At 73.9% G+C, this 24,826-nt stretch carries 25 protein-coding genes; 7 read left to right on the top strand and 18 right to left on the bottom strand.

The features are described from left to right. Positions 1 to 308: 308 nt before the first annotated feature. Positions 309 to 1,112 carry a 2-cyclohexenylcarbonyl CoA isomerase gene (gene chcB, locus E4U92_RS20940; RefSeq protein ID WP_137301962.1) on the top strand — a complete coding sequence of 268 codons (804 nt, stop codon included), beginning with the start codon at positions 309 to 311 and terminating at the stop codon, positions 1,110 to 1,112. 21 nt (positions 1,113 to 1,133) lie between these two features. Here the strand turns inward: chcB and E4U92_RS20945 are convergent, their stop codons facing one another. Together E4U92_RS20945 and E4U92_RS20950 are read right to left on the bottom strand one after the other, a co-directional pair. Then, complete coding sequence (locus E4U92_RS20945) at positions 1,134 to 1,721, bottom strand: DNA-3-methyladenine glycosylase I (protein ID WP_137301963.1); 588 nt, start codon at positions 1,719 to 1,721, stop codon at positions 1,134 to 1,136. After that, complete coding sequence (locus E4U92_RS20950) at positions 1,718 to 2,080, bottom strand: DivIVA domain-containing protein (RefSeq protein ID WP_174863964.1); 363 nt, start codon at positions 2,078 to 2,080, stop codon at positions 1,718 to 1,720. The genes E4U92_RS20945 and E4U92_RS20950 overlap by 4 nt, the downstream gene beginning before the upstream one ends. 144 nt (positions 2,081 to 2,224) lie before the next feature. Here E4U92_RS20950 and folP point away from each other — a divergent pair, with 144 nt between their 5' ends. Further along, entirely contained in the window at positions 2,225 to 3,085 is an 861-nt protein-coding gene (gene folP, locus E4U92_RS20955) for a dihydropteroate synthase (RefSeq protein WP_137301965.1), read from the top strand. A gap of 33 nt (positions 3,086 to 3,118) precedes the next feature. Here folP and E4U92_RS20960 read toward each other — a convergent pair whose 3' ends face one another. Both E4U92_RS20960 and dapE read right to left on the bottom strand, forming a co-directional pair. Continuing rightward, positions 3,119 to 3,877, bottom strand: coding sequence for an LOG family protein (locus E4U92_RS20960; protein ID WP_137301966.1), 759 nt, complete (start codon positions 3,875 to 3,877; stop codon positions 3,119 to 3,121). Between the two features lie 91 nt (positions 3,878 to 3,968). Further along, positions 3,969 to 5,081, bottom strand: a complete 1,113-nt coding sequence (gene dapE, locus E4U92_RS20965) for a succinyl-diaminopimelate desuccinylase (protein ID WP_137301967.1) — start codon at positions 5,079 to 5,081, stop codon at positions 3,969 to 3,971. Positions 5,082 to 5,173: 92 nt separating this feature from the next. Here dapE and E4U92_RS20970 point away from each other — a divergent pair, with 92 nt between their 5' ends. Next, entirely contained in the window at positions 5,174 to 6,172 is a 999-nt protein-coding gene (locus tag E4U92_RS20970; RefSeq protein WP_174863956.1) for a VldE C-terminal domain-containing protein, read from the top strand. A 319-nt stretch (positions 6,173 to 6,491) separates the two neighbouring features. Next, positions 6,492 to 6,941 (top strand): ATP-binding protein, encoded by a 450-nt coding sequence (locus tag E4U92_RS20975; RefSeq protein WP_137301968.1) that lies wholly within the window; start codon positions 6,492 to 6,494, stop codon positions 6,939 to 6,941. A 58-nt stretch (positions 6,942 to 6,999) separates the two neighbouring features. On the opposite strand, the gene E4U92_RS20980 is transcribed toward E4U92_RS20975, so the two are convergent. Both E4U92_RS20980 and fdxA read right to left on the bottom strand, forming a co-directional pair. Beyond that, on the bottom strand, positions 7,000 to 8,148 hold the full coding sequence (locus E4U92_RS20980; RefSeq protein ID WP_137301969.1) for a bifunctional succinyldiaminopimelate transaminase/glutamate-prephenate aminotransferase: 1,149 nt from the start codon (positions 8,146 to 8,148) through the stop codon (positions 7,000 to 7,002). 123 nt (positions 8,149 to 8,271) lie between these two features. Then, a complete protein-coding gene (gene fdxA / locus E4U92_RS20985) occupies positions 8,272 to 8,595 on the bottom strand; it encodes a ferredoxin (protein WP_137301970.1) in 324 nt (107 codons plus the stop codon). 141 nt (positions 8,596 to 8,736) lie between these two features. Between fdxA and E4U92_RS20990 the strand changes: the two genes are divergently transcribed. Both E4U92_RS20990 and E4U92_RS20995 read left to right on the top strand, forming a co-directional pair. After that, entirely contained in the window at positions 8,737 to 9,798 is a 1,062-nt protein-coding gene (locus E4U92_RS20990; protein WP_137301971.1) for a GNAT family N-acetyltransferase, read from the top strand. Beyond that, entirely contained in the window at positions 9,785 to 10,636 is an 852-nt protein-coding gene (locus tag E4U92_RS20995; protein ID WP_137301972.1) for a transglutaminase-like and tetratricopeptide repeat-containing protein, read from the top strand. The genes E4U92_RS20990 and E4U92_RS20995 overlap by 14 nt, the downstream gene beginning before the upstream one ends. 71 nt (positions 10,637 to 10,707) lie before the next feature. Here the strand turns inward: E4U92_RS20995 and E4U92_RS21000 are convergent, their stop codons facing one another. The 8 genes from E4U92_RS21000 to E4U92_RS21035 all read right to left on the bottom strand — a co-directional run bounded on the left by E4U92_RS21000 (position 10,708) and on the right by E4U92_RS21035 (position 18,378). Then, positions 10,708 to 11,322, bottom strand: a complete 615-nt coding sequence (locus E4U92_RS21000) for a response regulator transcription factor (RefSeq protein WP_137301973.1) — start codon at positions 11,320 to 11,322, stop codon at positions 10,708 to 10,710. Then, positions 11,319 to 12,479: a sensor histidine kinase gene (locus tag E4U92_RS21005; RefSeq protein WP_137301974.1), complete on the bottom strand. Its 1,161-nt coding sequence runs from the start codon at positions 12,477 to 12,479 to the stop codon at positions 11,319 to 11,321. The genes E4U92_RS21000 and E4U92_RS21005 overlap by 4 nt, the downstream gene beginning before the upstream one ends. Next, positions 12,476 to 13,216, bottom strand: a complete 741-nt coding sequence (locus tag E4U92_RS21010; protein ID WP_137301975.1) for an ABC transporter permease — start codon at positions 13,214 to 13,216, stop codon at positions 12,476 to 12,478. Before E4U92_RS21010 ends, E4U92_RS21005 begins: the two co-directional genes overlap by 4 nt. After that, positions 13,213 to 14,184: an ABC transporter ATP-binding protein gene (locus E4U92_RS21015; RefSeq protein WP_137301976.1), complete on the bottom strand. Its 972-nt coding sequence runs from the start codon at positions 14,182 to 14,184 to the stop codon at positions 13,213 to 13,215. Before E4U92_RS21015 ends, E4U92_RS21010 begins: the two co-directional genes overlap by 4 nt. A 92-nt stretch (positions 14,185 to 14,276) precedes the next feature. Next, entirely contained in the window at positions 14,277 to 16,679 is a 2,403-nt protein-coding gene (locus tag E4U92_RS21020; RefSeq protein ID WP_137301977.1) for a hypothetical protein, read from the bottom strand. Between the two features lie 154 nt (positions 16,680 to 16,833). Continuing rightward, positions 16,834 to 17,244, bottom strand: coding sequence for a DUF6113 family protein (locus tag E4U92_RS21025; protein ID WP_137301978.1), 411 nt, complete (start codon positions 17,242 to 17,244; stop codon positions 16,834 to 16,836). Further along, positions 17,241 to 18,107: an N-acetyl-1-D-myo-inositol-2-amino-2-deoxy-alpha-D-glucopyranoside deacetylase gene (gene mshB, locus E4U92_RS21030; RefSeq protein WP_137301979.1), complete on the bottom strand. Its 867-nt coding sequence runs from the start codon at positions 18,105 to 18,107 to the stop codon at positions 17,241 to 17,243. The genes E4U92_RS21025 and mshB overlap by 4 nt, the downstream gene beginning before the upstream one ends. A gap of 76 nt (positions 18,108 to 18,183) precedes the next feature. Further along, positions 18,184 to 18,378 (bottom strand): hypothetical protein, encoded by a 195-nt coding sequence (locus tag E4U92_RS21035; protein ID WP_067236661.1) that lies wholly within the window; start codon positions 18,376 to 18,378, stop codon positions 18,184 to 18,186. A 185-nt stretch (positions 18,379 to 18,563) separates the two neighbouring features. Here E4U92_RS21035 and E4U92_RS21040 point away from each other — a divergent pair, with 185 nt between their 5' ends. Continuing rightward, positions 18,564 to 20,708 carry a S9 family peptidase gene (locus E4U92_RS21040; RefSeq protein ID WP_137301980.1) on the top strand — a complete coding sequence of 715 codons (2,145 nt, stop codon included), beginning with the start codon at positions 18,564 to 18,566 and terminating at the stop codon, positions 20,706 to 20,708. Positions 20,709 to 20,868: 160 nt separating this feature from the next. Here E4U92_RS21040 and E4U92_RS21045 read toward each other — a convergent pair whose 3' ends face one another. From E4U92_RS21045 to E4U92_RS21060, 4 genes are read right to left on the bottom strand one after another with little or no spacing between them, the layout of a single operon-like run. Next, positions 20,869 to 21,954 (bottom strand): ABC transporter ATP-binding protein, encoded by a 1,086-nt coding sequence (locus E4U92_RS21045; protein ID WP_137301981.1) that lies wholly within the window; start codon positions 21,952 to 21,954, stop codon positions 20,869 to 20,871. Then, complete coding sequence (locus E4U92_RS21050; RefSeq protein WP_137301982.1) at positions 21,947 to 22,921, bottom strand: ABC transporter ATP-binding protein; 975 nt, start codon at positions 22,919 to 22,921, stop codon at positions 21,947 to 21,949. Before E4U92_RS21050 ends, E4U92_RS21045 begins: the two co-directional genes overlap by 8 nt. A 7-nt stretch (positions 22,922 to 22,928) precedes the next feature. Further along, entirely contained in the window at positions 22,929 to 23,909 is a 981-nt protein-coding gene (locus E4U92_RS21055) for an ABC transporter permease (protein WP_137301983.1), read from the bottom strand. Continuing rightward, positions 23,902 to 24,825 carry an ABC transporter permease gene (locus tag E4U92_RS21060; RefSeq protein ID WP_137301984.1) on the bottom strand — a complete coding sequence of 308 codons (924 nt, stop codon included), beginning with the start codon at positions 24,823 to 24,825 and terminating at the stop codon, positions 23,902 to 23,904. Before E4U92_RS21060 ends, E4U92_RS21055 begins: the two co-directional genes overlap by 8 nt. Between the last annotated feature and the right edge of the window lies 1 nt (position 24,826).

Here is a 24,826-nt window from a genome sequence, read left to right on the forward strand (position 1 = left end):
CCGCGACACCGGCATCGAACACATTGCTTCCCAGCCATTATCCCGCATCTCAGGACCCGATGACCAACATCGGTCGGCATCGCTTGGGCAACGCGCGCGAGCAAAACCACCCAATTCGGCGATGTGACTGCGATACTGCGCGCCCGGCACCGAGATACGCCGTTCGGGAACCGGTGCCGGACCGCTCCGGCTTCTTTGACGCAGCTCACACGTCCGGTCCGGTCCCCCGGCCGGGAACTCCGTCATGCTGTCCTTCAGACGACGACGTACTGAGCGGTACGTCAGTGCCGCCACACGGAGGGACTCCCATGGCCGACACCGTGCTCCACGAGGTGAGCGACGGACTCGCGACGATCACCCTGAACCGCCCCGAGGCGATGAACGCGCTGAACGTCGCGGCCAAGGTGGCCCTGCGGGACGCGCTGCGCTCCGCCGCGGAGGACAGCTCCGTACGGGCCGTGCTGCTGACCGCGGCCGGGGACCGGGCGTTCTGCGTGGGCCAGGACCTCAAGGAGCACATCGGGCTGCTGGCGGCCGACCGGGAGAGCGGGTCGGGGCAGACGATGAGCACGGTGCGCGAGCACTACAACCCGATCGTGCGGGCCCTGACCGAGATGGCCAAGCCCGTGGTCGCGGCGGTGAACGGCGTGGCCGCCGGCGCGGGCTTCGGGTTCGCGCTCGCCGCGGACTACCGGGTGGTCGCGGACACGGCGGCCTTCACCACCTCGTTCGCCGGGGTGGCCCTGACCGCCGACTCGGGCGTCTCCTGGACCCTGCCGCGGGTCGTGGGCCCCTCACGCGCGACCGACCTGCTGCTGTTCCCGCGCTCGATCACGGCGCAGGAGGCCTACGAGCTGGGCATCGCCAACCGGCTGGTGCCGGCCGCGGAGCTGCGCGCGGAGGCCGAGAAGGTCGCGCGCGGGCTGGCCGAGGGCCCGACGGTGGCGTACGCGGCGCTCAAGGAGTCGGTGCGCTTCGGCCTGTCGCACTCCCTGTCCGAGACGCTGGAGAAGGAGGACGAGCTGCAGACGCGGGCCGGGCAGTCCGAGGACCACGCGATCGCCGTCCAGGCCTTCGTGAACAAGGAGAAGCCGAAGTACCTGGGCCGCTAGGGGGCCGTCCCGCGGGCGCGGTCAGCGGCGCCCGCGGGCCACGCAGGTCTCCAGGTGGTCGTCCACCAGGCCGCACGCCTGCATGAGGGCGTAGGCCGTGGTGGGGCCGACGAAGCGCAGGCCGCGCTTCTTCAGGGCCTTGGACAGGGCCGTGGACTCCGGGGTGATCGCGGGGACGTCCGCCAGGGTCCTGGGGGCCGGGCGGCCGGCGGGGTCGGGCGCGTGGGACCAGATCAGCTCGTCCAGCTCGCCCGGCGCCCACGCGGCGAGCACGCGCGCGTTGGCGAGCGTGGCGTCGATCTTGGCGCCGTTGCGGATGATGCCCGGGTCGGCGAGGAGCCGCGCGCGGTCCTCGTCGGTGAAGCCGGCCACCGCCGCGATCTTGAAGTCGGCGAAGGCCGCGCGGAACCCGGCGCGGCGGCGCAGGATCGTGATCCAGGACAGGCCGGACTGGAACGCCTCCAGGCTGACCCGCTCGAACAGGGCGTCGTCACCGTGGACCGGGCGGCCCCATTCCTCGTCGTGGTACGTGACGTAGTCCGGCGTCGACAGCGCCCACGGGCAGCGCGCCGCGCCGTCCGGGCCCGTCAGGGCGGCTCCCTCGCTCACCGGTCCTCCTGCGGGGCGGGCTTCTCGGTGGACACGCCGGGCGCCGCGTGGGCCGCCGGGGCCTGCGCGCCCGCCAGGGCGGACTCCAGGTCGGCGATCCGGGCGTCGCGCTCGGCGAGTTCCGCGGCGAGGCGGTTGAGGGCGTCGTCGACGTCCGCCATGCGGTAGCCGCGGGCGGCCAGCGGGAAGCGCAGGGCGTCGACGTCCGCGCGGGTGACCGGGCGGTCGGGGGGCAGCGGGTCGTACAGCCGCTGCGGCGCGCTCTCCGGCAGCGGGCCGGTGCCCTCGCCGCCGCCCACCACGGCGAGTGTGACCGCGGCGACCACGACGGCGAGCGCGACGACCAGGAAGAAGAACATAACCATCGGTGCGTCCCCACGCTCGGTTGCTCGAACGATGTGTCCGAAGACGGAAGTCTTGAGGGTCCGATCGTGCCATGCGGGTGTGACGGTTAGGGTCGCAGGCGGCGGAAGTCAGGCACGTACCGGGAGAGGTCACAGGGGATGCTCAGGCTGGGCAGGCGGGAATTCGGCACCCACGAGCCGGTGATCATGGCGATCGTGAACCGGACGCCGGACTCCTTCTACGACCGGGGTGCCACGTTCCACGACGAGCCGGCCCTCGCGCGCGTGGAGCAGGCCGTTGCCGAGGGCGCGGCGATCATCGACATCGGCGGGGTGAAGGCCGGCCCCGGCGAGGAGGTCTCCGCCGAGGAGGAGGCACGGCGCACGGTGGGCTTCGTGGCCGAGGTGCGGCGCAGGTTCCCGGACGTGGTGATCAGCGTGGACACCTGGCGGGCGTCGGTCGGGGAGGCGGTCTGCGAGGCGGGGGCGGATCTGCTGAACGACGCGTGGGGCGGCGTGGACCCGCAGCTCGCGGAGGTCGCCGCGCGCCACGGGGTGGGGCTGGTGTGCACCCACGCGGGCGGCGCGCAGCCGCGGACCCGGCCGCACCGGGTGACGTACGACGACGTCATGGCCGACATCCTGCGGGTGACCGTGGGGCTGGCGGAGCGGGCGGTGGCCCTCGGGGTGCCGCGGGAGTCCGTGCTGATCGACCCCGGGCACGACTTCGGGAAGAACACCCGGCACAGCCTGGAGGCGACGCGCCGGCTCGGCGAGATGGTGGAGACCGGCTGGCCGGTGCTGGTGTCGCTGTCCAACAAGGACTTCGTCGGGGAGACGCTGGACCGGCCGGTCGAGGAGCGGGTGATCGGCACGCTGGCGACCACGGCGGTGTCGGCGTGGCTGGGCGCCCAGGTGTACCGGGTGCACGAGGTGGCCGAGACGCGGCAGGTGCTGGACATGGTGGCGTCGATCGCCGGCCACCGGGCACCGGCGGTGGCCCGCCGCGGCCTGGCCTGACCCGGGCCGCGGCGGGGACGAGCGCTCGGGCCCTTACCGGCCCGCCTCCTTGGAGACCAGGGCCACCGCCTCCTCCACGTCGTCCGTGACGTGGAAGAGCAGCAGGTCCTTGTCCGAGGCCTTGCCCTGGGCGACCAGGGTGTTCTTCAGCCAGTCCACCAGCCCGCCCCAGTAGGCGCTGCCGAACAGCACGATGGGGAAGCGGGTGACCTTCTGGGTCTGGACCAGGGTCAGCGCCTCGAAGAGCTCGTCCAGCGTGCCGAGTCCGCCGGGCAGGACCACGAAGCCCTGCGCGTACTTGACGAACATCATCTTGCGCACGAAGAAGTAGCGGAAGTTGAGCCCGATGTCGACGTAGGGGTTCAGCCCCTGCTCGAAGGGGAGCTCGATGCCGAGGCCCACGGAGGTGCCGCCGGCCTCGGAGGCGCCCTTGTTGGCGGCCTCCATGGCGCCGGGGCCGCCGCCGGTGATCACGGCCCAGCCGGCCTCGACCAGCCCCCGGCCGAGGCGGACGCCGGCCTCGTACTCCGGTGAGTCGGCCGGGGTCCGGGCGGAGCCGAAGACGCTGATGGCGGGCGGGAGTTCGGCGAGCGTGCCGAAGCCCTCGATGAACTCCGACTGGATGCGCAGCACGCGCCAGGGGTCGGTGTGCACCCAGTCGGTGGGGGCGCGCTCGTCCAGCAGCCGCTGGTCCGTCGTACTGGCGGTGACCTGGCCCCGCCGTCGGAGGACCGGTCCGAGGCGCTGCTCGTCCGGCGGCTGTTTCTTCCCCTCGGGATTGCCGGTAGGCATGTCCGCTCCCTCCGCTTTCGGGGTCTCCCCGCCCTCGGGTGGAGCCGGCGGGCGGGGAAGGCTGTTCCGCCTCAGCGTAGATCGCTGCGGGTTACGGGCGGGGGACTTCGGCGTGTCGGGCCCGGGCCCCGGTCAGCCAGTGCCGCAGGCGCTCCTCCGCGGCGAGGATCTTCGCCGTGTCGACGCGTTCGTCGCGCTTGTGCGCCAGGTGCGGGTTGCCGGGGCCGTAGTTGACCGCCGGGACGCCGAGCGCGGAGAAGCGGGAGACGTCCGTCCAGCCGAACTTGGGCTGCGGGGTGCCGCCGACGGCCTCGATGAACGCGGCCGCGGCCGGGTGGGACAGGCCGGGCAGGGCGCCGGGGCTGTGGTCGTCGACGGTGAACTCCGCGACGCCGCAGTCGGCGAACACCTCGCGCACGTGCCGGACGGCCTCCTCCTCGCTGCGGTCGGGCGCGTAGCGGAAGTTGACGGTGACGACGCACTCGTCCGGGATGACGTTGCCGGCCACGCCGCCCGAGATGCCGACGGCGTTGAGGCCCTCGCGGTACTCCAGGCCGTCGATGACGGGCCGGCGCGGCTCGTAGGAGGCGAGGCGGGCGAGGATCGGGGCGGCGGCGTGGACGGCGTTGGAGCCCATCCAGCCGCGTGCGGAGTGGGCGCGCTCGCCCTGGGTGCGCAGCTTGACCCGCAGGGTGCCCTGGCAGCCGCCCTCCACCTGGCCGTCGGAGGGTTCGAGGAGCACCGCGAAGTCGCCGGCCAGCCACTCGGGGCGGGCCTCGGCGATGTGCCGCAGGCCGTTCAGCTCGGCGGCGACCTCCTCGTTGTCGTAGAAGACGAAGGTCAGGTCGCGGTCGGGGGCGGGGACGGTGGCCGCGATGCGGAGCTGGACGGCGACGCCCGACTTCATGTCGCAGGTGCCGCAGCCCCACAGCACGCCGTCCTCGTCGAGCCGCGAGGGGACGTTGTCCGCGATGGGGACGGTGTCGATGTGGCCGGCGAGGATCACCCGCTGCGCCCGGCCCAGCGTGGTGCGGGCGACGACGTTGTTGCCGTACCGGTCGACCGTCAGGTGCGGCAGGGCGCGCAGGGCGGTCTCGATCGCGTCCGCGAGCGGCTTCTCGGTGCCGCTCTCCGACGGGAAGTCGACGAGCCGCGCGGTGAGGGCTGCGGCGTCCAGCGTGAGGTCCAGCGGGGTGTCGGCCATGCCGCCGACCCTAACGCGCGGGGCGCCCGCCGTGCCGTCCCACCCGCCTCCGGGGACTCCTCCGTCTCCGTACTCTCCAGTACCTTGTACGCGTGCCAGCGCCGTCCCCCTCCTCCCAGCGTCGTGGCCGCCCCCTCCGGTTCGGGGCGGGCCTGGTCGTCCTGCTCGCCGTCGCCGGGTACCTCGTGGTGCAGTACGTCACCGCCGGTACCGGCGCACCCGGGTGCAGAGTCGTTGCGAGCGGCGGGAACGCGTCGTACGAGTTCACCCCGGAGCAGGCGGTGAACGCGGCCACGATCGCCGCCGTCGGCACCGACCGGAAGATGCCCGAGCGCGCGGTGACCATCGCGCTGGCCACCGCCCTGCAGGAGTCGGGACTGCGCAACCTCGCGCACGGCGACCGGGATTCGCTCGGCCTGTTCCAGCAGCGGCCCTCGCAGGGCTGGGGCACCGCGCGGCAGGTCACCGACCCGGCGTACGCGGCGGACATCTTCTACGCGCACCTGGCGAAGGTGCCGGACTACACCGAGCTGCCCCTGACGGTCGCCGCGCAGCGCGTGCAGCGCAGCGGGTTCCCGGAGGCGTACGCCAAGCACGAGCCGGACGCCACGCTGCTGGCCGCCGCGCTCACCGGGCGGTCGGCGGCCAGCCTGACCTGCGCGGGCCGCCCGGGGGCCACGACGGCCACCGGCCCGGACGCGGTACGGGCCGCGCTGGTACGGGACTTCGGGCGCGCGGTGATCCGGCAGGCGGGCGCCGAGGCCGACCCGGCCGGCGCCGTGTCCGCGGCGCCGTCGGCGCGGGCCGACGGCCCCCGCGCGCACGGCGGCGGGCGGACGGTGACCCTGCCGGTGACCGCGCAGACCGACGGCGACGGGCGCGGCGTCCGGGAGCGGGGCTGGCAGCTGGCCCACTGGGCGGTGGCCAACGCCTCGGCGCTGCACATCGAGCGGGTGTCGTACGCCGGGCGGGAGTGGGTCGCCGGGAACACCGACAGCCGGTGGCGCACGACCGGGGGCAACGAGGCGAGCGGGACCGGCGGGGCGCGGGGGTCGGGCGCCGACTCGGTGCGGATCGTCACCGGCGAATAGGGGGTGTCTCCCCTGGGGGGGACACCCCGGGGCCCGAGCAGACGTGCGGGCCGTCCCCCTCCGGGGTGTCGGCGGGGGCTTTCCCGGGGCTCCCGCGCGGCTTTTCCCCGCCGGGCCCCCGCAAACCCCGAAACCCTTGCGAACAAAGGGCCGCAGGGGTTCTGCGGACTTTCACACCGGGCGCTCTTTGTCCCTTTTTATCCGCAGCCGATAATGCGACGCATTGCCAACTCTTTACGTCGCCGGTCCGCAACTTCGTGGGGAGTCGAGCGGTAGTCACGGCGCACGACTCAACGTTCTCTCCCGTCGAAGGAGCACTATGTCCCTCCCCCTGACCCGCCGGATCGCCCGTGCCGCGCTGCTCGTCGCTGCGGGAGCGGCCGCCGGGGTCGGTGCGGCCGGCTCCGCCAGCGCGGCGCCGGACCTGCCCGCGACGCCGAACCTGGGCGGGCTGACCGCGCTGGACGCGGCGAGCGCCGGCAACACGGTGGACGGAGCGGCGCAGAACGTCACCGGGCTCGCCGGTGACACCGGCAGCAAGGCCGTGAAGCAGGCGGTGCCGGCCGTCGGCAAGACCGGCGGCAAGGCCGTGAAGAAGGCGGCTCCGGCGGCCCAGAAGGCGGCCGGCGAGGCCGCCGGGTCCGCGGGCGAGGTCCTCGGCGACACCGCGTCCGGCGCGACCAAGGGCGGCCTGCCCACCGACGCCCTCACCCACGGCGGGCTGCCCGGCGCCGGCACCCTGCCGGTGCAGGGCCTGCCGCTCGGCTGACGCGCGAGCGCCGCGCACGGGGCCCGGGGGACGTCTCCCCCGGGCCCCGTCGCGCGTGCTACCGCCGCGCCAGGCGGGCGGTGGCGGCGGCGACCCGCTCGTCGGTCGCCGTCAGGGCCACGCGGACGAACCGCTCGCCCGCCGGGCCGTAGAAGTCGCCCGGGGCCACGAGGATGCCGAGGTCCGCGAGGTGGTCGACCGTGGCCCAGCAGGACTCGTCCCGGGTGGCCCACAGGTAGAGGCTGGCCTCGCTGTGCTCGATGCGGAAGCCGTGGGCGAGGAGCGCCTCGCGCAGGGCGGTGCGGCGGGCGGCGTAGCGCTCGCGCTGCTCGTGCACGTGGGTGTCGTCCGACAGGGCCGCGACGACGGCGGCCTGGGTGGGCGCCGAGGTCATCATGCCGCCGTGCTTGCGGATCTCCAGCAGCGGGCCGAGCACGGCCGGGTCGCCCACCAGGAACGCGGCGCGGTACCCGGCCAGGTTCGAGCGCTTGGAGAGCGAGTGGACGGCCACGAGGCCGTCGTGGGAGCCGCCGTTGACGTCCGGGTGCAGGACGGAGACCGGGTCGGCCTCCCAGCCCAGCTCGATGTAGCACTCGTCGGAGACCACCAGCACCCCGTGCCGGCGGGCCCAGGCCACGATGCGGGTCAGCTCCTCCTTGCCCAGCACCCGGCCCGTGGGGTTGGACGGGGAGTTGAGCCACAGCAGCCGCAGGCCGGCCGGGTCCAGCTCCGTCGGGTCGTCGTAGGCCACGTACCCGGCGCGGGCCAGACGCGCGCCGACCTCGTACGTCGGGTAGGCCAGCCGCGGGTAGGCGACCGTGTCGCCGGGGCCGAGGCCGAGCTGGGTCGGGAGCCAGGCGACGAGTTCCTTGGAGCCCACGACCGGCAGGACGTGGCGGTGGGTGACGTCGCGGGCGCCCAGGCGGCGCTCCGCCCAGCCCGTGATCGCGTCGCGCAGCGCCGGGGTGCCCCAGACCGTCGGGTAGCCCGGGGAGTCCGCGGCGTCGATCAGCGCCTTCTGGATCAGGTCGGGGACCGGGTCGACGGGCGTGCCGACGGAGAGGTCGACGATGCCGTCCGGGTGCGCCGCGGCCTTCGCCTTGCAGGGCTCCAGCTTGTCCCAGGGGAAGGCAGGAAGGCGGTCGCGCAGCGACTCGTCAGAAGGGTGGCGGCGGGCGACGGGAGGGCGGTCGGAGACTGGGGACACGGTCTGGCTCACTTTCTGGTACGGCGGCGGTACGGCAAACGCCTCGGTCCCGTGCGGCGCTGATCGCGGGGATCAGGCCGTACGGGACCGAGGCGGCGCCGGATGCGGACCGCTGACGCGGTGTTACTCGGCCGCCTGGGGCGGCAGCGCGGCGACGAACGGGTGGTCCCGCTCGATCAGTCCGAGCTTGCTGGCGCCGCCCGGGGAGCCGAGGTCGTCGAAGAACTCGACGTTCGCCTTGTAGTAGTCCTTCCACTCCTCCGGCACGTCGTCCTCGTAGAAGATCGCCTCGACCGGGCAGACCGGTTCACAGGCACCGCAGTCGACGCATTCGTCCGGGTGGATGTACAAGGACCGCTGGCCCTCGTAGATGCAGTCGACCGGGCACTCCTCGATGCACGCCTTGTCCTTCACGTCGACACAAGGCTGCGCGATGACGTAGGTCACGCTGTCGTTCCTCCTCGATAGGGCGCTGGCGGGCCTCCCACAGGCTCCGCCGCCTGGCGCGCGGGAGCGCGGCGTCGTCGATGCCCGCCCCTAGTATCTCCGTTCCTGGGCACGATCCGAACAGGAGGGGTGGACCGACCTGTGGAAATCTCGGCCGCCGGACGCCTCGAAGTCCGCATCACCGCCGCTGACGTGGGCAAACGTGTCTCCGTTCGGCGGTTGAACGACGGGGGCGCCGATGACGCGAAATTCACCGACACGGTCGGTGTTCTCACATCATGGGACGACGGTGTGCTGGTGATCACACGCCGGGACGGGGAGGGTGTCCGCGTCCCGGAGCGCTCGCTGGTCGCCGGGAAGGTCGTCCCGGCCGCCCCGGCGCGCCGCCGCGGACCCGCCGCCTCCTACGAGGAGCTGGCGCGGGTCTCCGCACGCGCCTGGCCGCCCGTGGAGCGCGAGCGGCTCGGCGAGTGGGAGCTGCGGGCCGCGGTCCAGCAGGTGCCGCGCGAAGCGCGTCCGTGGGGGGCGGTGGCCGGGCGACGGGCGGGCTTCACCCGGCGGGCCAACTCGGTGCTGCCGCTGGGTGACCCCGGTGTGCCGCTCGACGAGGCGCTGGACGCCGTGCGGCGGTGGTACGGGGCGCGCGGGCTGCCCGCCTACGTGCAGACCGCGACCGGCGCCGAGGGCACCCAGGAGCTGCTGTGCGCGGAGCTGGAGCGGCGCGGCTGGGTGCGCGAGGTGACGGCCGAACTGTGGACCGGGGCGCTGGCGCCGGTGGCCGACGGGGGTGAGGCTGGGGGTGTCGTGCTGTCCCGGACGGCCGACGAGGCGTGGCTGTCGCGCTACGGGCGCAAGGGGGTGAGCGAGGTGGCCCTGCGGGTGCTGGGCGGTGGGCCGTCGGTGTGGTTCGCCTCGGTGCCGGACGCCCGGGGAGCCGCCCCGGCCGCGATCGGGCGGTGCGTCGTGGACGGGCGGTGGGCCGGGTTCGCCGCGGTCGAGGTCGACCCGGCGCAGCGGCGCCGGGGGCTGGCGACGGCGGTGATGGCCGCGCTGGCCGGGCGGGCCCTTCAGGAGGGCGCCTCGGCGGCCTGGCTCCAGGTCGAGACGGACAACGCCGGGGCGCGGGCGCTGTACGCCCGGGCGGGCTTCGCCGCGCACCACGCCTACCACCACTACCGGGAGCCCGGCCATGCACTCCCCTGAGCCGCCGTCGCCCGAGCGTGCCGCGGAGCTGCGGCGCCGGTTCGCCGAGGAGGCGCGGGCCGAGCGGCCCGACCTGTCCGTGCTGTGCCTGCTGATCGGCGCGCAGGCCGACGGGACGCTGGACGAGGCCGGGCTGGACGCGGCCCAGGCGGAGCTGGACCGGCTGGCCGGTGAGGTGCCGTTCCGGCCGGGCGATCCGCGCTCCTGGGCGGCGGCCCTGCGGGACCTGCTCGGTGAGCGGTACGGGTACCGGGGCTCCGCCGCGGACTACCAGCGGCTGGAGTCGTCGCTGCTGCACTCGGTGCTGCTGCGGCGGCGGGGGCTGCCGATCCTGCTGTCGGTGGTGTGGCTGGAGGTCGCCCGGCGGGCCGGGGCCCCGGTGTACGGGGTCGCGCTGCCCGGCCACTTCGTGGTGGGGTTCGGGCCGCGGGAGGAGCAGGTGCTGGCCGACCCGTTCGACGGGGGCCGGGTGCTGTCCGGGGCGGACGCGGACGTGCTGGTGGTCGGGGCGACGGGAGCGCCGCTGGAGCCGTCGATGCTGGTGCCCGCCGCGCCGCTGGAGGTGGTGCTGCGGGTGCTGAACAACATCCGGGCCTGGGCGTCGGCCCGGCCCGAGCGGTCGGACGTGGCGCTGTGGGCGGTGGAGCTGGCGCTGCTCGTGCCGTCGCACCCGGCCCGGCTGCGCTACGAGCGGGGCCAGTTGCTGGTGCAGCGGGGCGCCTTCGTCACGGGCGCCGAGGAGATGGAGGAGTACGCGCAGCTCGTCGAGGTGGTGGACGAGGGGCTGGCGGACCGGGTGCGGACGGAGGCGCTGGCGGCGCGGGCGCTGATGAACTGAGCGGCGGGGCAGCTCGCCCCGCAGCGCCCCTCCTCCGCGTCACACGGAGGCGTCCCCGCTCCCGCACCGGGCTACAGCCAGCCCTTCTCCCGCGCTATGCGCACCGCCTCGGCGCGGTTGCGGGCCGCGAGCTTCTGGATGGCCGTCGACAGGTAGTTGCGGACCGTGCCCTGGGACAGGTGCAGCAGCGCGGCCAGTTCGGCGTTGGTGGAGCCGTCCGCCGCCGCGCGCAGCACCTCGCGCTCGCGGTCGGTCAGCGGGTTGGCGCCCTCGGCGAGGGCGGCGGCGGCCAGGGTGGGGTCGATGACGCGTTCGCCGGCCAGCACCTTGCGCACGGCCTGCGCGAGTTCGGCGGCGGGGGCGTCCTTGACCAGGAAGGCGTCGGCGCCGGACTCCATCGCGCTGCGCAGGTAGCCGGGGCGGCCGAAGGTGGTGAGCACCACCAGCTTCAGCGCGGGGAACGCGCGGTGCAGGTGCGCCGCCGCCTCGATGCCCGTCGCGCCCGGCATCTCGATGTCCAGCAGGACCACGTCCGGGTCGTGCTCGCGCGCCGCCGCGAGGACCTCGTCGCCGCGGGCCACCTGGGCGACCACCTCGATGTCGTCCTCCAGGCCGAGCAGCGCGGCGAGCGCCTCGCGGACCATCGACTGGTCCTCCGCCAGCAGGACCTTGATCACGCGCGTCATGGGGCGGATCCTACGCGCGCCCCGCTCCCCGCCGGGACGCGGGCGACGACCCGGAAGCCCTTCCGGGCCCCGCCCGCCTCCAGGGTGCCGCCCGCCTTCTCCAGGCGCTCGGTGAGGCCCGTGAGGCCGTTCCCGGGGCCCTTGCCCGAGCCGCCGGAGCCGTCGTCCTCGACGGACAGCTCCAGCACCGGCCCGTCCAGGGTCTCGCGCCGGACCAGTCCGACCACGCAGCGGCGGGCCCCGCTGTGCCGTACGACGTTGGTGACCGCCTCGCGCAGCGCCCAGGCCAGGGCGGACTCGCTGTCCTCGGGGACGCCTTCGAGGCCGGGCTCGGCGGGGAGTTCGGCGGCGACCCCGGCCGCGGTCAGCGCGACCCGCGCGCCGGCGAGTTCGGCGGCGAGGCGGGGGCGCCGGTAGCCGGTGACGGCCTCGCGCACGTCCACCAGGGCCTGCCGGCTGACCTGTTCGATGTCGGCGACCTGCTGGGCCGCCTTGTCGGGGTGGTCGGGGAGCATGCGGCCCGCCAGCTCGCTCTTGAGCGTGATGAGCGACAGGGAGTGGCCCAGCAGGTCGTGCAGGTCCCGGGCCAGCCGCAGGCGCTCCTCGTTGGCGGCGAGGTGGGCGACCGTGGCGCGGGCCTCGCGCAACTCGACGGTGGTCCGGATCAGTTCGCGCACGCCGGTCATGGAGAACCCGGCCAGCAGCGCCGGCAGCAGCAGCCCGGCCAGGTACTCCGTGCCACCGGGCACGACCAGAGCGAGCCCGGTCAGCAGCAGGGAGGTGCCGGGGACGGTCCAGCGGGCGTACCGCATCGGCAGGGCGGCGCCGGAGGCCACCGAGACGTACACGAACAGCACCAGCCACTCCCGGCCCAGGGTGAGGCTGAGCAGGGCGGACTGGGTGGCGAGGACGGCCAGCGAGCCCAGCACCACCGCGTTGGTCTCCCCGCGCCCGGCGCGGAAGACCAGGGCGAAGTACCAGGCCACGAAGGCCAGCAGGCCCAGTGCGCCGAGGACGCGGACCGGGTCGGAGTGACCGCCGTGCAGCAGGTCGCTCACGGGTGCGCCGAGGTAGGCGAGCCAGATTCCCGTCCACAGCAGCTTCATCACGCGCTGCCTGCGGTTCTGCGGGCGCTGCCCGATGCCGATGCCGCTCACGCCTTCAGCGTGTCCTTCCGGTACAGCCAGGCCGCGCCGCCCGTGAACAGGACGAAGAACACGGCGAGGAGGGCGATGTCCGTCATGTGCGGGGCGCGGCTCTGTTCGATGGCCTGCCCCAGGGCAGCGTACGCGTGCGTGGGCACCCACCTGGCGATGTCCTGGAGCCAGCCCGGGAAGGTCGTGGTGGGCATCCACAGGCCGCCCAGGATGGACAGGCCGAAGTAGGTGATCATGGTGATCGGGCGGACCGCGTCGCCGCTGGCGAGGTAGCCGAGCGCCACGCCGAGCGCGGCGAAGACCAGGCTGCCCGCCCAGATCGACCCGGTGAGCGCCAGCCACTGCCAGGCGTCCAGCCGTACGTCCTTGACGGTCGCGGCGACCGCGAACACCACCACGATGGACGGCAGGCTCACCACGGCCGCGCTCGCGGTCTTCGCGAGGACGTAGCCGCGGCCCGGCAGGGTGGTCAGCCGCAGCTGCCGCACCCAGCCGCTCTCCCGCTCCTTGGCGATGCGCTCGCTGTTGCCCATCAGGACGGCCGTCAGGGCGCCGAAGGACGCCATGGAGACCATCATGTACGTCGGCAGGGTCAGGCCCGTCCCGTCGATCTTCTCCGTGGCGTCGGCGCTGCCGGCGATCAGCAGGAACAGCACGGACGGGTAGATCACCGAGAAGAACAGGAACTTGCGGTTGCGCAGGGCGCGGGTCAGCTCCAGCTTGATCAGGCTGTTCACTTCTGCTTCGCCTCCTCGGCGGCGGTGATGGCGACGAAGGCCTGCTCCAGACCGAGCCCGGCGACTTCGAGGTTGCGGGGGTAGAGGCCGAGGCCGTAGAGGGCGTGGACGGTCGCGTCGGCGTCGGAGGACTGGATGCGGACCGTGTGGTGCCCGGGGCCCGCGGCGGGGCCGCCGTGGGACACCGTCAGGGAGGTCAGGAACGGCAGCCCGCGCAGGACTGCCTCGTCGACGGTGCCCTCCAGGTCGAAGGAGACGCGGCGCGCGCCCGCCTTGGCCTTGATCTCGGCGGCGGTGCCGTCGGCGAGCAGCCGGCCCCGGTGCAGCACCAGCACCCGGTCGGCGACCGCGTCGGCCTCCTCCAGGTAGTGGGTGGCGAACAGCACCGTACGGCCCTGGTCGGCCTGTTCGCGCAGGGTGGCCCAGAACGCCTGGCGGGTGGTGACGTCCATGCCGGTGGTCGGCTCGTCCAGCACGATCAGGTCGCTGTCCCCCGCGGTGGCGAGCGCGAAGCGGACCCGCTGGGCCTGGCCGCCGGAGAGCTTGTCGACCTTGCGGTCGGCGATCTGCGCGACGCCGGCCCGGGTGAGGACGTCGGACACCGGGTAGGACCGCGGGTGCAGGGCGCAGGCGAGCCGGACCAGTTCGCCGACCGTCACCTCGTCCATCAGCCCGCCGCTCTGCAGCATGGCGCCGACCCGCCCGGCGACGATCGCCTCGCGGGGACTGGTGCCGAAGACGCGCACCGTGCCGGTGTCGGCGGGCCGCAGTCCGAGCAGCAGGTCGAGGGTGGTGGACTTGCCGGCGCCGTTCGGGCCGAGCAGCGCCACGGTCTCCCCCGGGTGCAGGGTGAGGCTCAGTCCGTCCACGGCGCGTACGTCGCCGTAGTGCTTGGTCACCTGGTCGAAGGCGACCGCGGGCCGTGCCGTGTCCCCCGTCGCCGCTGTCGTCGCCTGTGTCGTCGTCATGCGGCCATCGTGGCCGGGCAGGACGGTGGTCCGGCAGTGTCGGCGGTCCTGATCGCCGCATGACAGATGTCATGCGGCGATCAGGAGGCGGGTCAGCTCGGGTCGGTCTCGATGATCGCGACCCGGTCGGTGGTGCTCTTCAGCGCCGGGCGCAGGGCGCTGATCACGTCCTGGACCGTGACGGGCGTCTTCTGCCCGGTGCCCCGGGTGATGAGCACGCCGTCGAAGGTGCTGCCGTACAGCTCCTTCAGGGCGGCCTCGTCGTAGCTGTCGACGAGCTTGCCGTCGACCGCCTTGACCCGGAGGAACTTCCACAGGGACTTCTCGGGGCTGAAGGCGATCTGGTGCGTGCCGCTGCGGACCGTGACCTTCGCGGACATCGCCGGCCGGGCGAAGTCCTTCATCATGCGGTCGACCTCGGCGTTCGACACCGTCGGCTGCTTGGTGGTGGTCGGGACCCGCACGGTGGTGGGGGCGCCGGTCTCCACCTGGGTGCGGTAGCCCTCCTCGACCGCGGCGGCGGCCCGCTCGGTGTCGATGCCCTGGCCGGCCTTGCCGTAGACGGGGACGGCCTTGCCCGACTCGAACCTGATGGTGCCGTCGCTCGCGCTGCCGGCGCCGCCCGCGGCGGTCTCCAGGGCCGCGTCGAGCTTCTCCTCGTCGACCGGCATCTCGGGCTCGACCACGCGCTTCTGGCCGAACAGGGTGCCGATCACCGACACCGGGTTGTAGTCGCTGCGGGCGGCGTCGTCGACCGTGGCCTGGAGGTCGAACTGCAGGCCCGCCTGGTCCGGCTTGAGGGTGACCGTCCGCCCGTCGACCGACAGCTTCAGCGCCTGGTTCACCCGCTGGTCGAAGGCGTCGTCGAGCTTCTTGACGGCGTCGTCGCGGGTGCCGCCGCCGATGTCGACGCCCAGCACGGTGGTGCCCTTGGGCACGTCGGAGTGGTTCATCAGCAGGCCCGCGCCGTAGGCGCCGACCGCCGCGACGACGACCAGGCCGCCGAGCAGGACCAGCTTGCTGCGGCCCTTCTTCTTGGCCTTCTTGGCGGCGGGCGCGGGCTTGTTCGGCGCGGAGGGCTCGGTGCGCTGCGCCGGGGTGTGCGGCACGGGCCCGTCGGCGGGCCCGCCCGGCGGGAAGGGGCCGTTGCGGTCGGCCGGGGGCACGACCGGGATGCCGCTGGTGACGGTGTGGCCGGAGACGTTGTCGGGGCGCGGGAAGCCGGCGGTGGCGGCGGGGTCGGCCGGCTTCTGCGGGGTGAGGACCGCGGTGTCGTCGCTCAGTCCGCCGCCGGGCAGCCGGGTGCCGGGGGCGGCCGGGGCGCCGGGGTGCGTGCCGGGGCCCGCGGGGCCGTGGGCGCCGTTCGGGCCCTGACCGTGGGCGCCGGGCACGCCGGTGCCGTCCGGGCCGCCCACCACCGGCAGCGCCGACGTGGTGTCGCCGTTCATGGGGCCGGTCATGGGCCCGGTGGTGGGCCCGGCCGGGCCGGTGCCGTAGGGGGCGCCGGGGTGCGCCTGGCCGCCCTGGTCGCCGTAGTCGCTGAAGTTCTCGTAACCCTGCGGGCCGTGCGGGCCCTGCGGGGCGCCCTGGCCGTTCGGGCCGCCCTGGGTGCCCGGGACGCCGTTCGGGCCGCCGAAGCCCTGCCCGGCGCCGTCGGTGAACGGGCCGCCCTGGGGCGGCTGTCCGCCGTGTGCGCCGCCCTGCGGGGAGCCGTCGGCGAAGTACGGCAGGCCGTCCGGGCGGGCCTCGCCGCCGTCCTGGCCGGGACGGGGGCCGCTCTGCGCGGCGGCGTTGATCGCCTCGGTGACGTCGAAGGAGCCGGTGCCGCCGCCGTGCCCGGGGGCCACGGGCCCGCCGGTGGCGCCGGGCAGGCCGGCGCCGTTGGTGGAGCCGGGACGCGCCGTGCCCGGCGCCCCCATGGAGCCGACCACGCCACCGGGCCGTCCGGCACCGGGTCGTGCGGTCGCGCCGGGGCCGCCCGGCGCCGTGGGGGCGCCGGGAGCCGCACCGGTGACCGCGCCGGGGCCGGCGGCCGAACCGCCCGGCGTCCCGGCACCGTTGGGCGCGCCGCCGCCCGGACCGCCCTTGACGGCGGGCGACTTGCGGGGCGCGAACCAGTCGCTGGTCTTGTCCTCGCCCGCCGCGGCGCCGTCGGCCGGCGCCTGCGCGGCGGGCCGGTCCGGCCCGGCGGGGGGCGCGGCGTCCGCGGCTCGGGCGTCGGGGCCGGTGTCCTCCGCCGCGGCCTCCGCCTCCGCCTCCGTGACGGGCTTGCGCACGACGACCGGCGGAATCGGCCGGGACCCGGGGATGTTGATGCGGATCCGGGTCGTCAGCGTGGTCTCGGTCTTGCGTTCCTCCGGCTGCGTCGCCGAACGCCCCGCGTCCGTACCGCCGGCGGGGACCACGGGGGTCCCGTACGGCGGCGTACCCGAGGGGTATGCGGCTCCGCCGCGCCCGTTGGGCCCGGAGGACGGAGTGTCAGTTTCACGACTCAAGGCAGGTTCTCCAGATTGGCTCCGCCGCCCGCCACGACCTCACGGGCAGCTCGGCGGCGCGCACCACCATACTGGCCACTTCTGGCGTGTATCCCATGACCGCCGGGGAAACCATCACCGGATACGCACGCTCACTCGGTGGCGAAGTGGTACGTCACTTGCCAAGTCGGACGTCGTGGTCGGCCGGTTGCCCCAGGGGGGCGAGCGTGGCACAGATCACAGCCAGCGCCATGCCTCCGAGGATGAAGAGGTAGGAGCCGCCGCCCGCGCCGAACAGGAAGTCGCCTTCCGGCCGCGCGGTGATGAGCAGGACTACGGCGACCATCCAGCCGGCCGCCGGGGCGACGGCGCCGCCGCGGCTGCGGGCCAGCCGGGCCCCGCCGAGGAACAGGCCGGCCGCGCCCGCGAGGGCGAGCAGCAGGCCGCCCGGGAACCAGCCGGCCTGCACCAGCGATCCGGCGGCGCCGGTGACCGCGCCGAGCACCAGCAGCCCCAGGTAGCCGGCCGCCCGGCCGGCGGAGGGGGGCCGCAGCGGCTCGGCGAGCAGGGAGCCCCGCCCGGTCATCGGGTCACCGCCCCGACGCCGGCGAACAGGTCGCTCTCGCGGCCCCGGGGACGCTCACCGCGCACCAACTCGTAGTACTCGGTGGTGAACAGGGGTTGGGCGAGTGCGTTGGAGAGCGCGAAGTACGGCGCGTCGGGCGCGACGTCGATCTGGGTGGCGTGCGCGCGCATCGCGGCGGCCTTCGCGCCGGCGTACGCGGTGCCGTCGATGGCGGTGGTGACCCGGTCGTCGTCGACGACACCGGGCAGGTCGTCGACGGCGGCCACCCGGTCGAAGGGCAGCCCGGGCAGGTCCGCGCGCAGCCGCGCGAAGGCGTCCTCGGCGACGGAGCGCGGGATGCGGTTCCAGTAGACCTTCGGGACGGCCCAGCCCGCCCCGGCGGCCAGGTCGACGGCGCGCATCGCGACGCGGTGGGCCTGGATGTGGTCGGGGTGGCCGTAGCCGCCGTGGTCGTCGTAGGTGACGACGACCTGGGGGCGGGTGCGCAGGACGACCTCGGCGAGGGAGGCGGCGGCGGTGTCGACGTCGGCCTGCCAGAAGCAGCCGGGGTCGTCGTTGTCGGGCAGGCCCATCATCCCGGAGTCGCCGTAGCGGCTGGCGCCGCCGAGCAGAGCGGAGTCGGTGACGCCGAGTTCGCGCAGGGCGGCGGCCAGTTCGCCCAGCCGGTGCTCCCCCAGCGCGGCGCCGGTCAGGTGCCGCAGCGGCGGCGGGATCACCTCGCCGCGCTCGCCCAGGGTGCAGGTGACCAGGGTCACCTGGGCACCCTCGGCGGCGTACCGCGCCATGGTCGCGCCGTTGTTGATCGACTCGTCGTCCGGGTGCGCGTGCACCAGCAGCAGGCGACGCGCGGGCAGTTCCGTCATGCAGCCACCCTACGAGCCGGGCATACTCCCGCCGCGCAGGGGCAGACGGACGGAACGACGTGCCCGCGCGCCCGGCTCAGAACTTGATGCTGCCGATCATGCTCGCCACGCTCGTCGTCAGGTCGCTGATCGTGGGCGCGACCGTCGAGGAGGCGAGGTAGAAGCCGAGCAGGATGCAGACAACCGCGTGACCGCCCTTCAGGCCTGACTTCTTGACCAGCAAGAAGACGATGATCGCCAGCAGCACCACCGCCGAAATCGAGAGTGCCACGGCGGCTCACCTCCAAGAACCCGGGTACGTGGGGGACAGAGCGAGGGAACTTGTACATCCATACAGCAGCCGGCAGGTTCATACCCACGCAGCGCTATTGATCATAACTACGGGTGCGCGCGCATCGGTCGGCGCACGGACGCGCAAGGGGGCGCATGGCCAATCACGGCCCATAGGGTCGGGACATGACGACCGAGTCCGACTCCTTCCCCCGGCGGCACGCCCGCACCCAGCGTTTCACCCTCGGCGCGCCGCGTTCGTTCACCGTCGCCCCCGACGGCTCGCGTGTCGCGTTCCTGCGCTCGCGCTCCGGTACGGACCGGGCGAACGCCCTGTGGGTCCTGGACCCCGCGGACGGCGCCGAGCGCCCGGCCGCCGACCCCCGCGCCCTGCTCGGCGGGGCCGCGGAGAACCTCTCCCCCGAGGAGCGGGCGCGCCGCGAGCGCAGCCGCGAGGGGGGCGCGGGCATCGTCGCGTACGCCACCGACGAGGCCGTGGAACTGGCGTCTTTCGCCTTGTCGGGCCGACTGTTCACGGCGGATCTGCGGGCCGGGACGGCCCGTGAACTGCCCGCCGCCGCGCCGGTGATCGACCCCCGCCCCGCCCCCGACGGCCGGCACGTCGCGTACGTCTCCGCGGGCGCCCTGCGCGTGGTGGGCGTCGACGGGGACGGCGACCGGGTGCTGGCCGGGCCGGACCCGGAGGCCGGCCGGGCGGACGGCGGCACCGTCACCTACGGCCTGGCCGAGTTCGTCGCGGCCGAGGAGATGGACCGTGCGCGCGGCTTCTGGTGGTCCCCGCGCTCGGACCGGCTGCTGGTGGCACGGGTGGACGACACGCCGGTGCGCCGGTGGTGGATCGCGGACCCGGCCCACCCGGAACGTGACCCACAGCACGTCCCCTATCCGGCGGCCGGCACCCCCAACGCGGACGTCCGGCTGCTCGTCGTCGGGCTCGACGGGGCGCGCACGGAGGTCGCCTGGGACCGGCAGCGCTACCCGTACCTGGCGCGAGTGCACTGGTCAGCGGCGGGTGCCCCGCTGCTGCTCGTCCAGGCCCGCGACCAGCGCAGCCAGCTCTACCTGGCGGTCGACCCGGACACCGGGGCGACCCGGATGGTGCATGCCGACGAAGATCCAGTTTGGCTGGATCTTTTCGCCGGGGTGCCCTGCTGGAGCCCCTCGGGCCGGCTGGTGCGGATCGCCGACGAAGGGGGCGCGCGGGTCCTCGCGGTGGGCGAACGGCCGCTGACCGGGGCGCAGTTGCACGTGCGCGCCGTGCTGGACGTGGGCGCCGACGACGTGCTGGTCACGGCGTCGGCCGGGCAGGACGCGGAGCGGCCCGAGACCGGCGAGGTGCACGTGTACCGCGTGAACGAGCTGGGCTGGGAGCGCGTGTCGCAGGAGCCGGGCGTGCACTCGGCGGTGCGTTCCGGGCGGGTCACGGTCCTGGTGTCGGCGGCGCTGGACCGGCCCGGCAGCCGGGTGCTGGTGCTGCGGGACGGCAAGCCGGCCGCCACGGTGGCCTCGCATGCCGCGGACCCCGGCCTCACCCCGCGCGTGACGCTCACCGAGGGGGGCGCACGGCACATCCCGTGCGCCGTGCTTATGCCTACGGACTACCCCGGTGACACCTCCCTGCCGGTTCTGCTCGACCCCTACGGCGGACCGCACGGCCCGCGCGTCGTCGCGGCCCACAACGCCCACCTGACCTCCCAGTGGTTCGCCGACCAGGGCTTCGCGGTGGTCGTCGCCGACGGCCGGGGCACGCCGGGCCGCTCCCCCGGCTGGGAGAAGGCGGTGCACCGTGACTTCACGGTGTCCCTGGACGACCAGGTCGAGGCGCTCCAGGACCTCGCGCGGCGCTACCCGCTCGACCTGTCCCGGGTGGCGATCCGCGGCTGGTCGTACGGCGGTTACCTGGCCGCCCTCGCGGTGCTGCGCCGCCCCGACGTCTTCCACGCCGGCGTCGCGGGCGCCCCGGTGACCGACTGGCGGCTGTACGACACCCACTACACCGAGCGCTACCTCGGTGACCCGGCCGCCGACGCGGCGACGTACGCGCGCAGTTCGCTGGTGACCGACGACGGGCTGTCCGACCCGGCCGAGCCGCACCGCCCGCTGATGATCGTGCACGGCCTGGCGGACGACAACGTGGTGGTCGCGCACTCCCTGCGGCTGTCCTCGGCCCTGCTCGCCGCGGGCCGCCCGCACGAGGTGCTCCCCCTGTCCGGCGTCACCCACATGACCCCGCAGGAGCAGGTCGCGGAGAACCTGCTGCTGCTCCAGGTGGACTTCCTCAAGCGCGCCCTGGGCCTGTCGGCGGGCTGAGCACGGGCACGGCACGGGCCGGGGGCGACATGGCTGCGTCCCCGGCCCGTTACGGCACCCGCACGGCCGTACGCCGTCCAGCGTGACGCGTCGGTATATCGGTGCCGGGTCGGCCGAGTTGCCTGCGTGTTAAGCACGGGGCCGCCCACCGGGCCCTCCCCTACGCCGGCCGCCCGGGCCCGTCCGCCGGGGGCAGGAAGCGGTCGCCCCGCGGGTCCGTCTCCGGGGGCACCACCTGTTTCTCCTCGGCGAAGTGGCACGCCGAGGGGTGCGCCGCGGGCCCCGGCGCTCCCCGGAACGCCTCCGGCACCGCGAGCAGCGGCACTTCCTCGGCGCACCGCGGCTGCGCCTTGAAGCAGCGCGTGCGGAAGCGGCAGCCGGACGGGATGTTCGTCGGGGAGGGCACGTCGCCGGTGAGGATGATCCGCTCGCGGTGCTCGCGGGCCTCCGGGTCGGGCACCGGAACGGCGGACAGCAGCGCCTGGGTGTAGGGGTGGGTGGGGTGGTCGTAGATCTGCTCGTCGGTGCCGATCTCCACGATCCGGCCGAGGTACATCACCCCGACCCGGTCCGAGATGTGCCGGACGATCGACAGGTCGTGCGCGATGAAGACGTAGGAGAGGTCGAACTCCTGCTGCAGCCCGGCCAGCAGGTTGATCACCTGCGCCTGCACCGAGACGTCCAGCGCGGACACCGGCTCGTCGGCGACGATCACCTCGGGGCGCAGGGCCAGGCCCCGGGCGATGCCGATGCGCTGGCGCTGGCCGCCGGAGAACTGGTGCGGATAGCGGTTGATGTACTCGGGGTTGAGCCCGACGACGTCCAGCAGCTCCTGCACCCTGCGGCGCCGGTCGCCCTTGGGCGCCACCTCGGGGTGGATCTCGTAGGGCTCCCCGATGATGTCGCCGACGGTCATCCGGGGGTTGAGGGAGGTGTACGGGTCCTGGAAGACCATCTGGATGTTGCGGCGGACGGCCTTGAGGGCGCGGCCGGACAGCTCGGTGACGTCCTCGCCCTTGTACCGGATCGAACCGGCCGTCGGCCGCTCCAGGTGGACCAGCATCTTGGCGACCGTGGACTTGCCGCAGCCCGACTCGCCGACGATGCCGAGGGTCTCGCCCCGGCCGAGCGTGAAGTCGACGCCGTCGACGGCCTTGACGGCGCCGATCTGCTTCTTGAGCAGGACGCCCTGGGTCAGCGGGTAGTGCTTGACGAGCCCGTCGACCTGAAGAATCGGCTCAGGCATGCAGGCACTCCCTCCAGAAGTGGCAGGCGCTGCCCCGGGTCGCGGACACCTCGTACAGGGGCGGTACGTCCGTGCGGCACACGTCCTGCGCCATCGGGCAGCGCGGGTGGAAGGGGCAGCCCGGCGGGATGTGCAGGAGGTTGGGCGGCAGGCCCTTGATGGCGTACAGCTCCTGGCCCTTCTGGTCCAGGCGCGGGATGGAGTCGAGCAGGCCGCGGGTGTAGGGGTGGGCCGGCGCCTTGTAGATGTCGTGGACGGGCGCCGACTCCACGATCCGGCCCGCGTACATCACGGCGATGCGGTCGGCGACGTCCGCGACGACCCCGAGGTCGTGGGTGATGAGGATGAGCCCCATCCGGTACTCGCGCTGCAACTCCGCCAGCAGGTCCATGACCTGGGCCTGGACGGTGACGTCGAGCGCGGTGGTCGGCTCGTCGGCGATGATCAGCGCGGGCTCCAGGGCCAGTGCCATGGCGATCATGATGCGCTGGCGCATCCCGCCGGAGAACTGGTGCGGGTACTGCCTGACCCGCTCCCTGGCCGCGGGGATGCGCACCCGGTCCATCAGCTCGACGGCCTTGGCGCGGGCGTCCTTGCGGGACATGCCCCGGTGCACGACGAACATCTCACCGAGCTGGTCGCCCACGGACAGCACGGGGTTGAGCGAGGACAGCGCGTCCTGGAAGATCATCGCCATCTCGGCGCCGCGCACCGAACGCCGCTGGTCCTCCTTGAGCTTGAGGAGGTCACGGCCCTTGAACAGGATCTCGCCGCCGGTGATCCGCCCCGGCGGCATGTCGAGGATGCCCATGACGGCCTGCGCGGTGACCGACTTGCCGGAGCCGGACTCGCCGAGCACGGCCAGGGTCTCGCCCGCGTCGACGGCGTAGCTGACCCCGTTGACGGCCTTGGCGATCCCGTCCCGGGTGCGGAACTCCACGTGCAGGTCGCGCACTTCGAGCAGCATGGCGCCGTCACCTCAGCTTCGGGTCGAGGGCGTCGCGCACCGCGTCGCCGAGCATGATGAACGCCAGGACGGTGATGGCCAGGGCGCCCGAGGGCCACAGCAGCGCGTGCGGGGCGTTGCGGATGTAGGGCGAGGCGGCCGAGATGTCGATGCCCCAGGAGACGCTGGGCGGCTTCAGGCCGACGCCGAGGTACGACAGGGTCGCCTCCAGCGCGATGTAGGTGCCGAGCGCGATGGTCGCCACGACGATCACGGGGGCCACGGCGTTGGGCGCGATGTGCCGCAGCAGCAGCCGGGAGTTGGAGGCGCCGAGGGCGCGGGCGGCCTGCACGTAGTCGTTCTGCTTGGCGGTGATCACCGAGCCGCGGGCGATGCGGGAGATCTGCGGCCAGCCGAGCAGCACCATGAACCCGATGACCGGCCAGACGGTGTTGCTGGTGACCACGGACAGCAGCACCAGGCCGCCGAGGACGACGGGGATGGCGAAGAAGATGTCGGTCGTCCTGGACAGCAGCGAGTCCCAGGACCGGCCGAAGAACCCGGCGAGTCCGCCCAGCACGCTGCCGAGCACCGCCACCCCGAGCGTCGCCAGCACGCCGACCGTGACGGACGTACGGGCGCCGTAGACGGTGCGCGTGTAGACGTTGCACCCCTGGCCGTTGTACCCGAAGGGCGCGCCCGGCCCGGAGCCCTGCTGGGCCTTGGCGAGGTCGCACGTCAGCGGGCTGCCGGAGGTGATGGCCCCGGGCCACAGGGAGATGAAGACCAGGAACAGGATGACGAGGGCGGAGAGGATGAACACGGGGTTGCGCCGCAGGTCGCGCCAGGCGTCGGACCACAGCGAGCGCGGCTTCTCGGCCGGCCCGGTGCCGTCCGGTCCGCCGGGGGTCTTCTCCAGGGTGACGGCCTCGCTGGCGCCCAGGTCCATGGCGCCGCCCATGCCGGTGCCGGCGATCGCGCCCTCCGGCTCGTACGGCTGCTCAGGCATAGCGGATCCTCGGATCGAGAACGGCGTAGAGGAGGTCGACGATCAGGTTGGCGAGCAGGAACACCAGCACCAGGACGGTCACGAAGCCGACGACCGTCTGGGTGTTCTGGCGGAGGATGCCCTGGTAGAGCTGGTAGCCGACGCCGTGGATGTTGAAGATGCGCTCGGTGACGATGGCGCCGCCCATGAGCGCGCCCACGTCGGTGCCGATGAACGTGACCACCGGGATGAGGGAGTTGCGCAGCAGGTGCCGGGTGACGACCCGGTGCCGCGGCAGGCCCTTGGCGACGGCGGTGCGGACGTAGTCGGACCGTTTGTTCTCCGCGATGGAGGTGCGGGTCAGGCGGGTGACGTAGGCGAGGGAGACGGAGGCGAGGACCAGGCCGGGCAGGATCAGCTCGCCGAAGGTCGCCTCCGGTGAGACGGACGGTTTGATCCAGCCCCACTTCACCCCGAGCAGGAGCTGCAGCAGCAGGCCGGTGACGAAGGTGGGGACGGAGATGACGACCAGGGTCAGCAGCAGGACGCCGGTGTCCTCCGGGCTGCCGCGGCGCAGCCCGGTGACGACGCCCAGCGTGATCCCGATGACGATCTCGAAGAGGATCGCCACCAGGGTCAGCCGGATGGTGACCGGGAACGCCGTCGCCATCAGCTCGGTGACCTTCTGGCCGTTGAAGGCCGTGCCGAAGTCACCGGTGAAGACGTTGCCCATGTAGGTCAGGTATTGCTGCCACACCGGCTTGTCGAGGCCGAACTCCTTCTTGAGCTGGGCGGCGGTGGCGGGGTCGCACTGGCGCTCGCCGCACAGGCCCGCGATGGGGTCGCCCATCACGTTGACCATCAGGAAGATCAGCAGCGTGGCCCCGATGAACACGGGGATCATCTGGAGCAGCCGCCGGACGACGTAGCGCCCCATG

The sequence above is a fragment of the Streptomyces galbus genome, assembly GCF_005280195.1.
Classification (GTDB): Bacteria; Actinomycetota; Actinomycetes; order Streptomycetales; family Streptomycetaceae; genus Streptomyces; species Streptomyces galbus.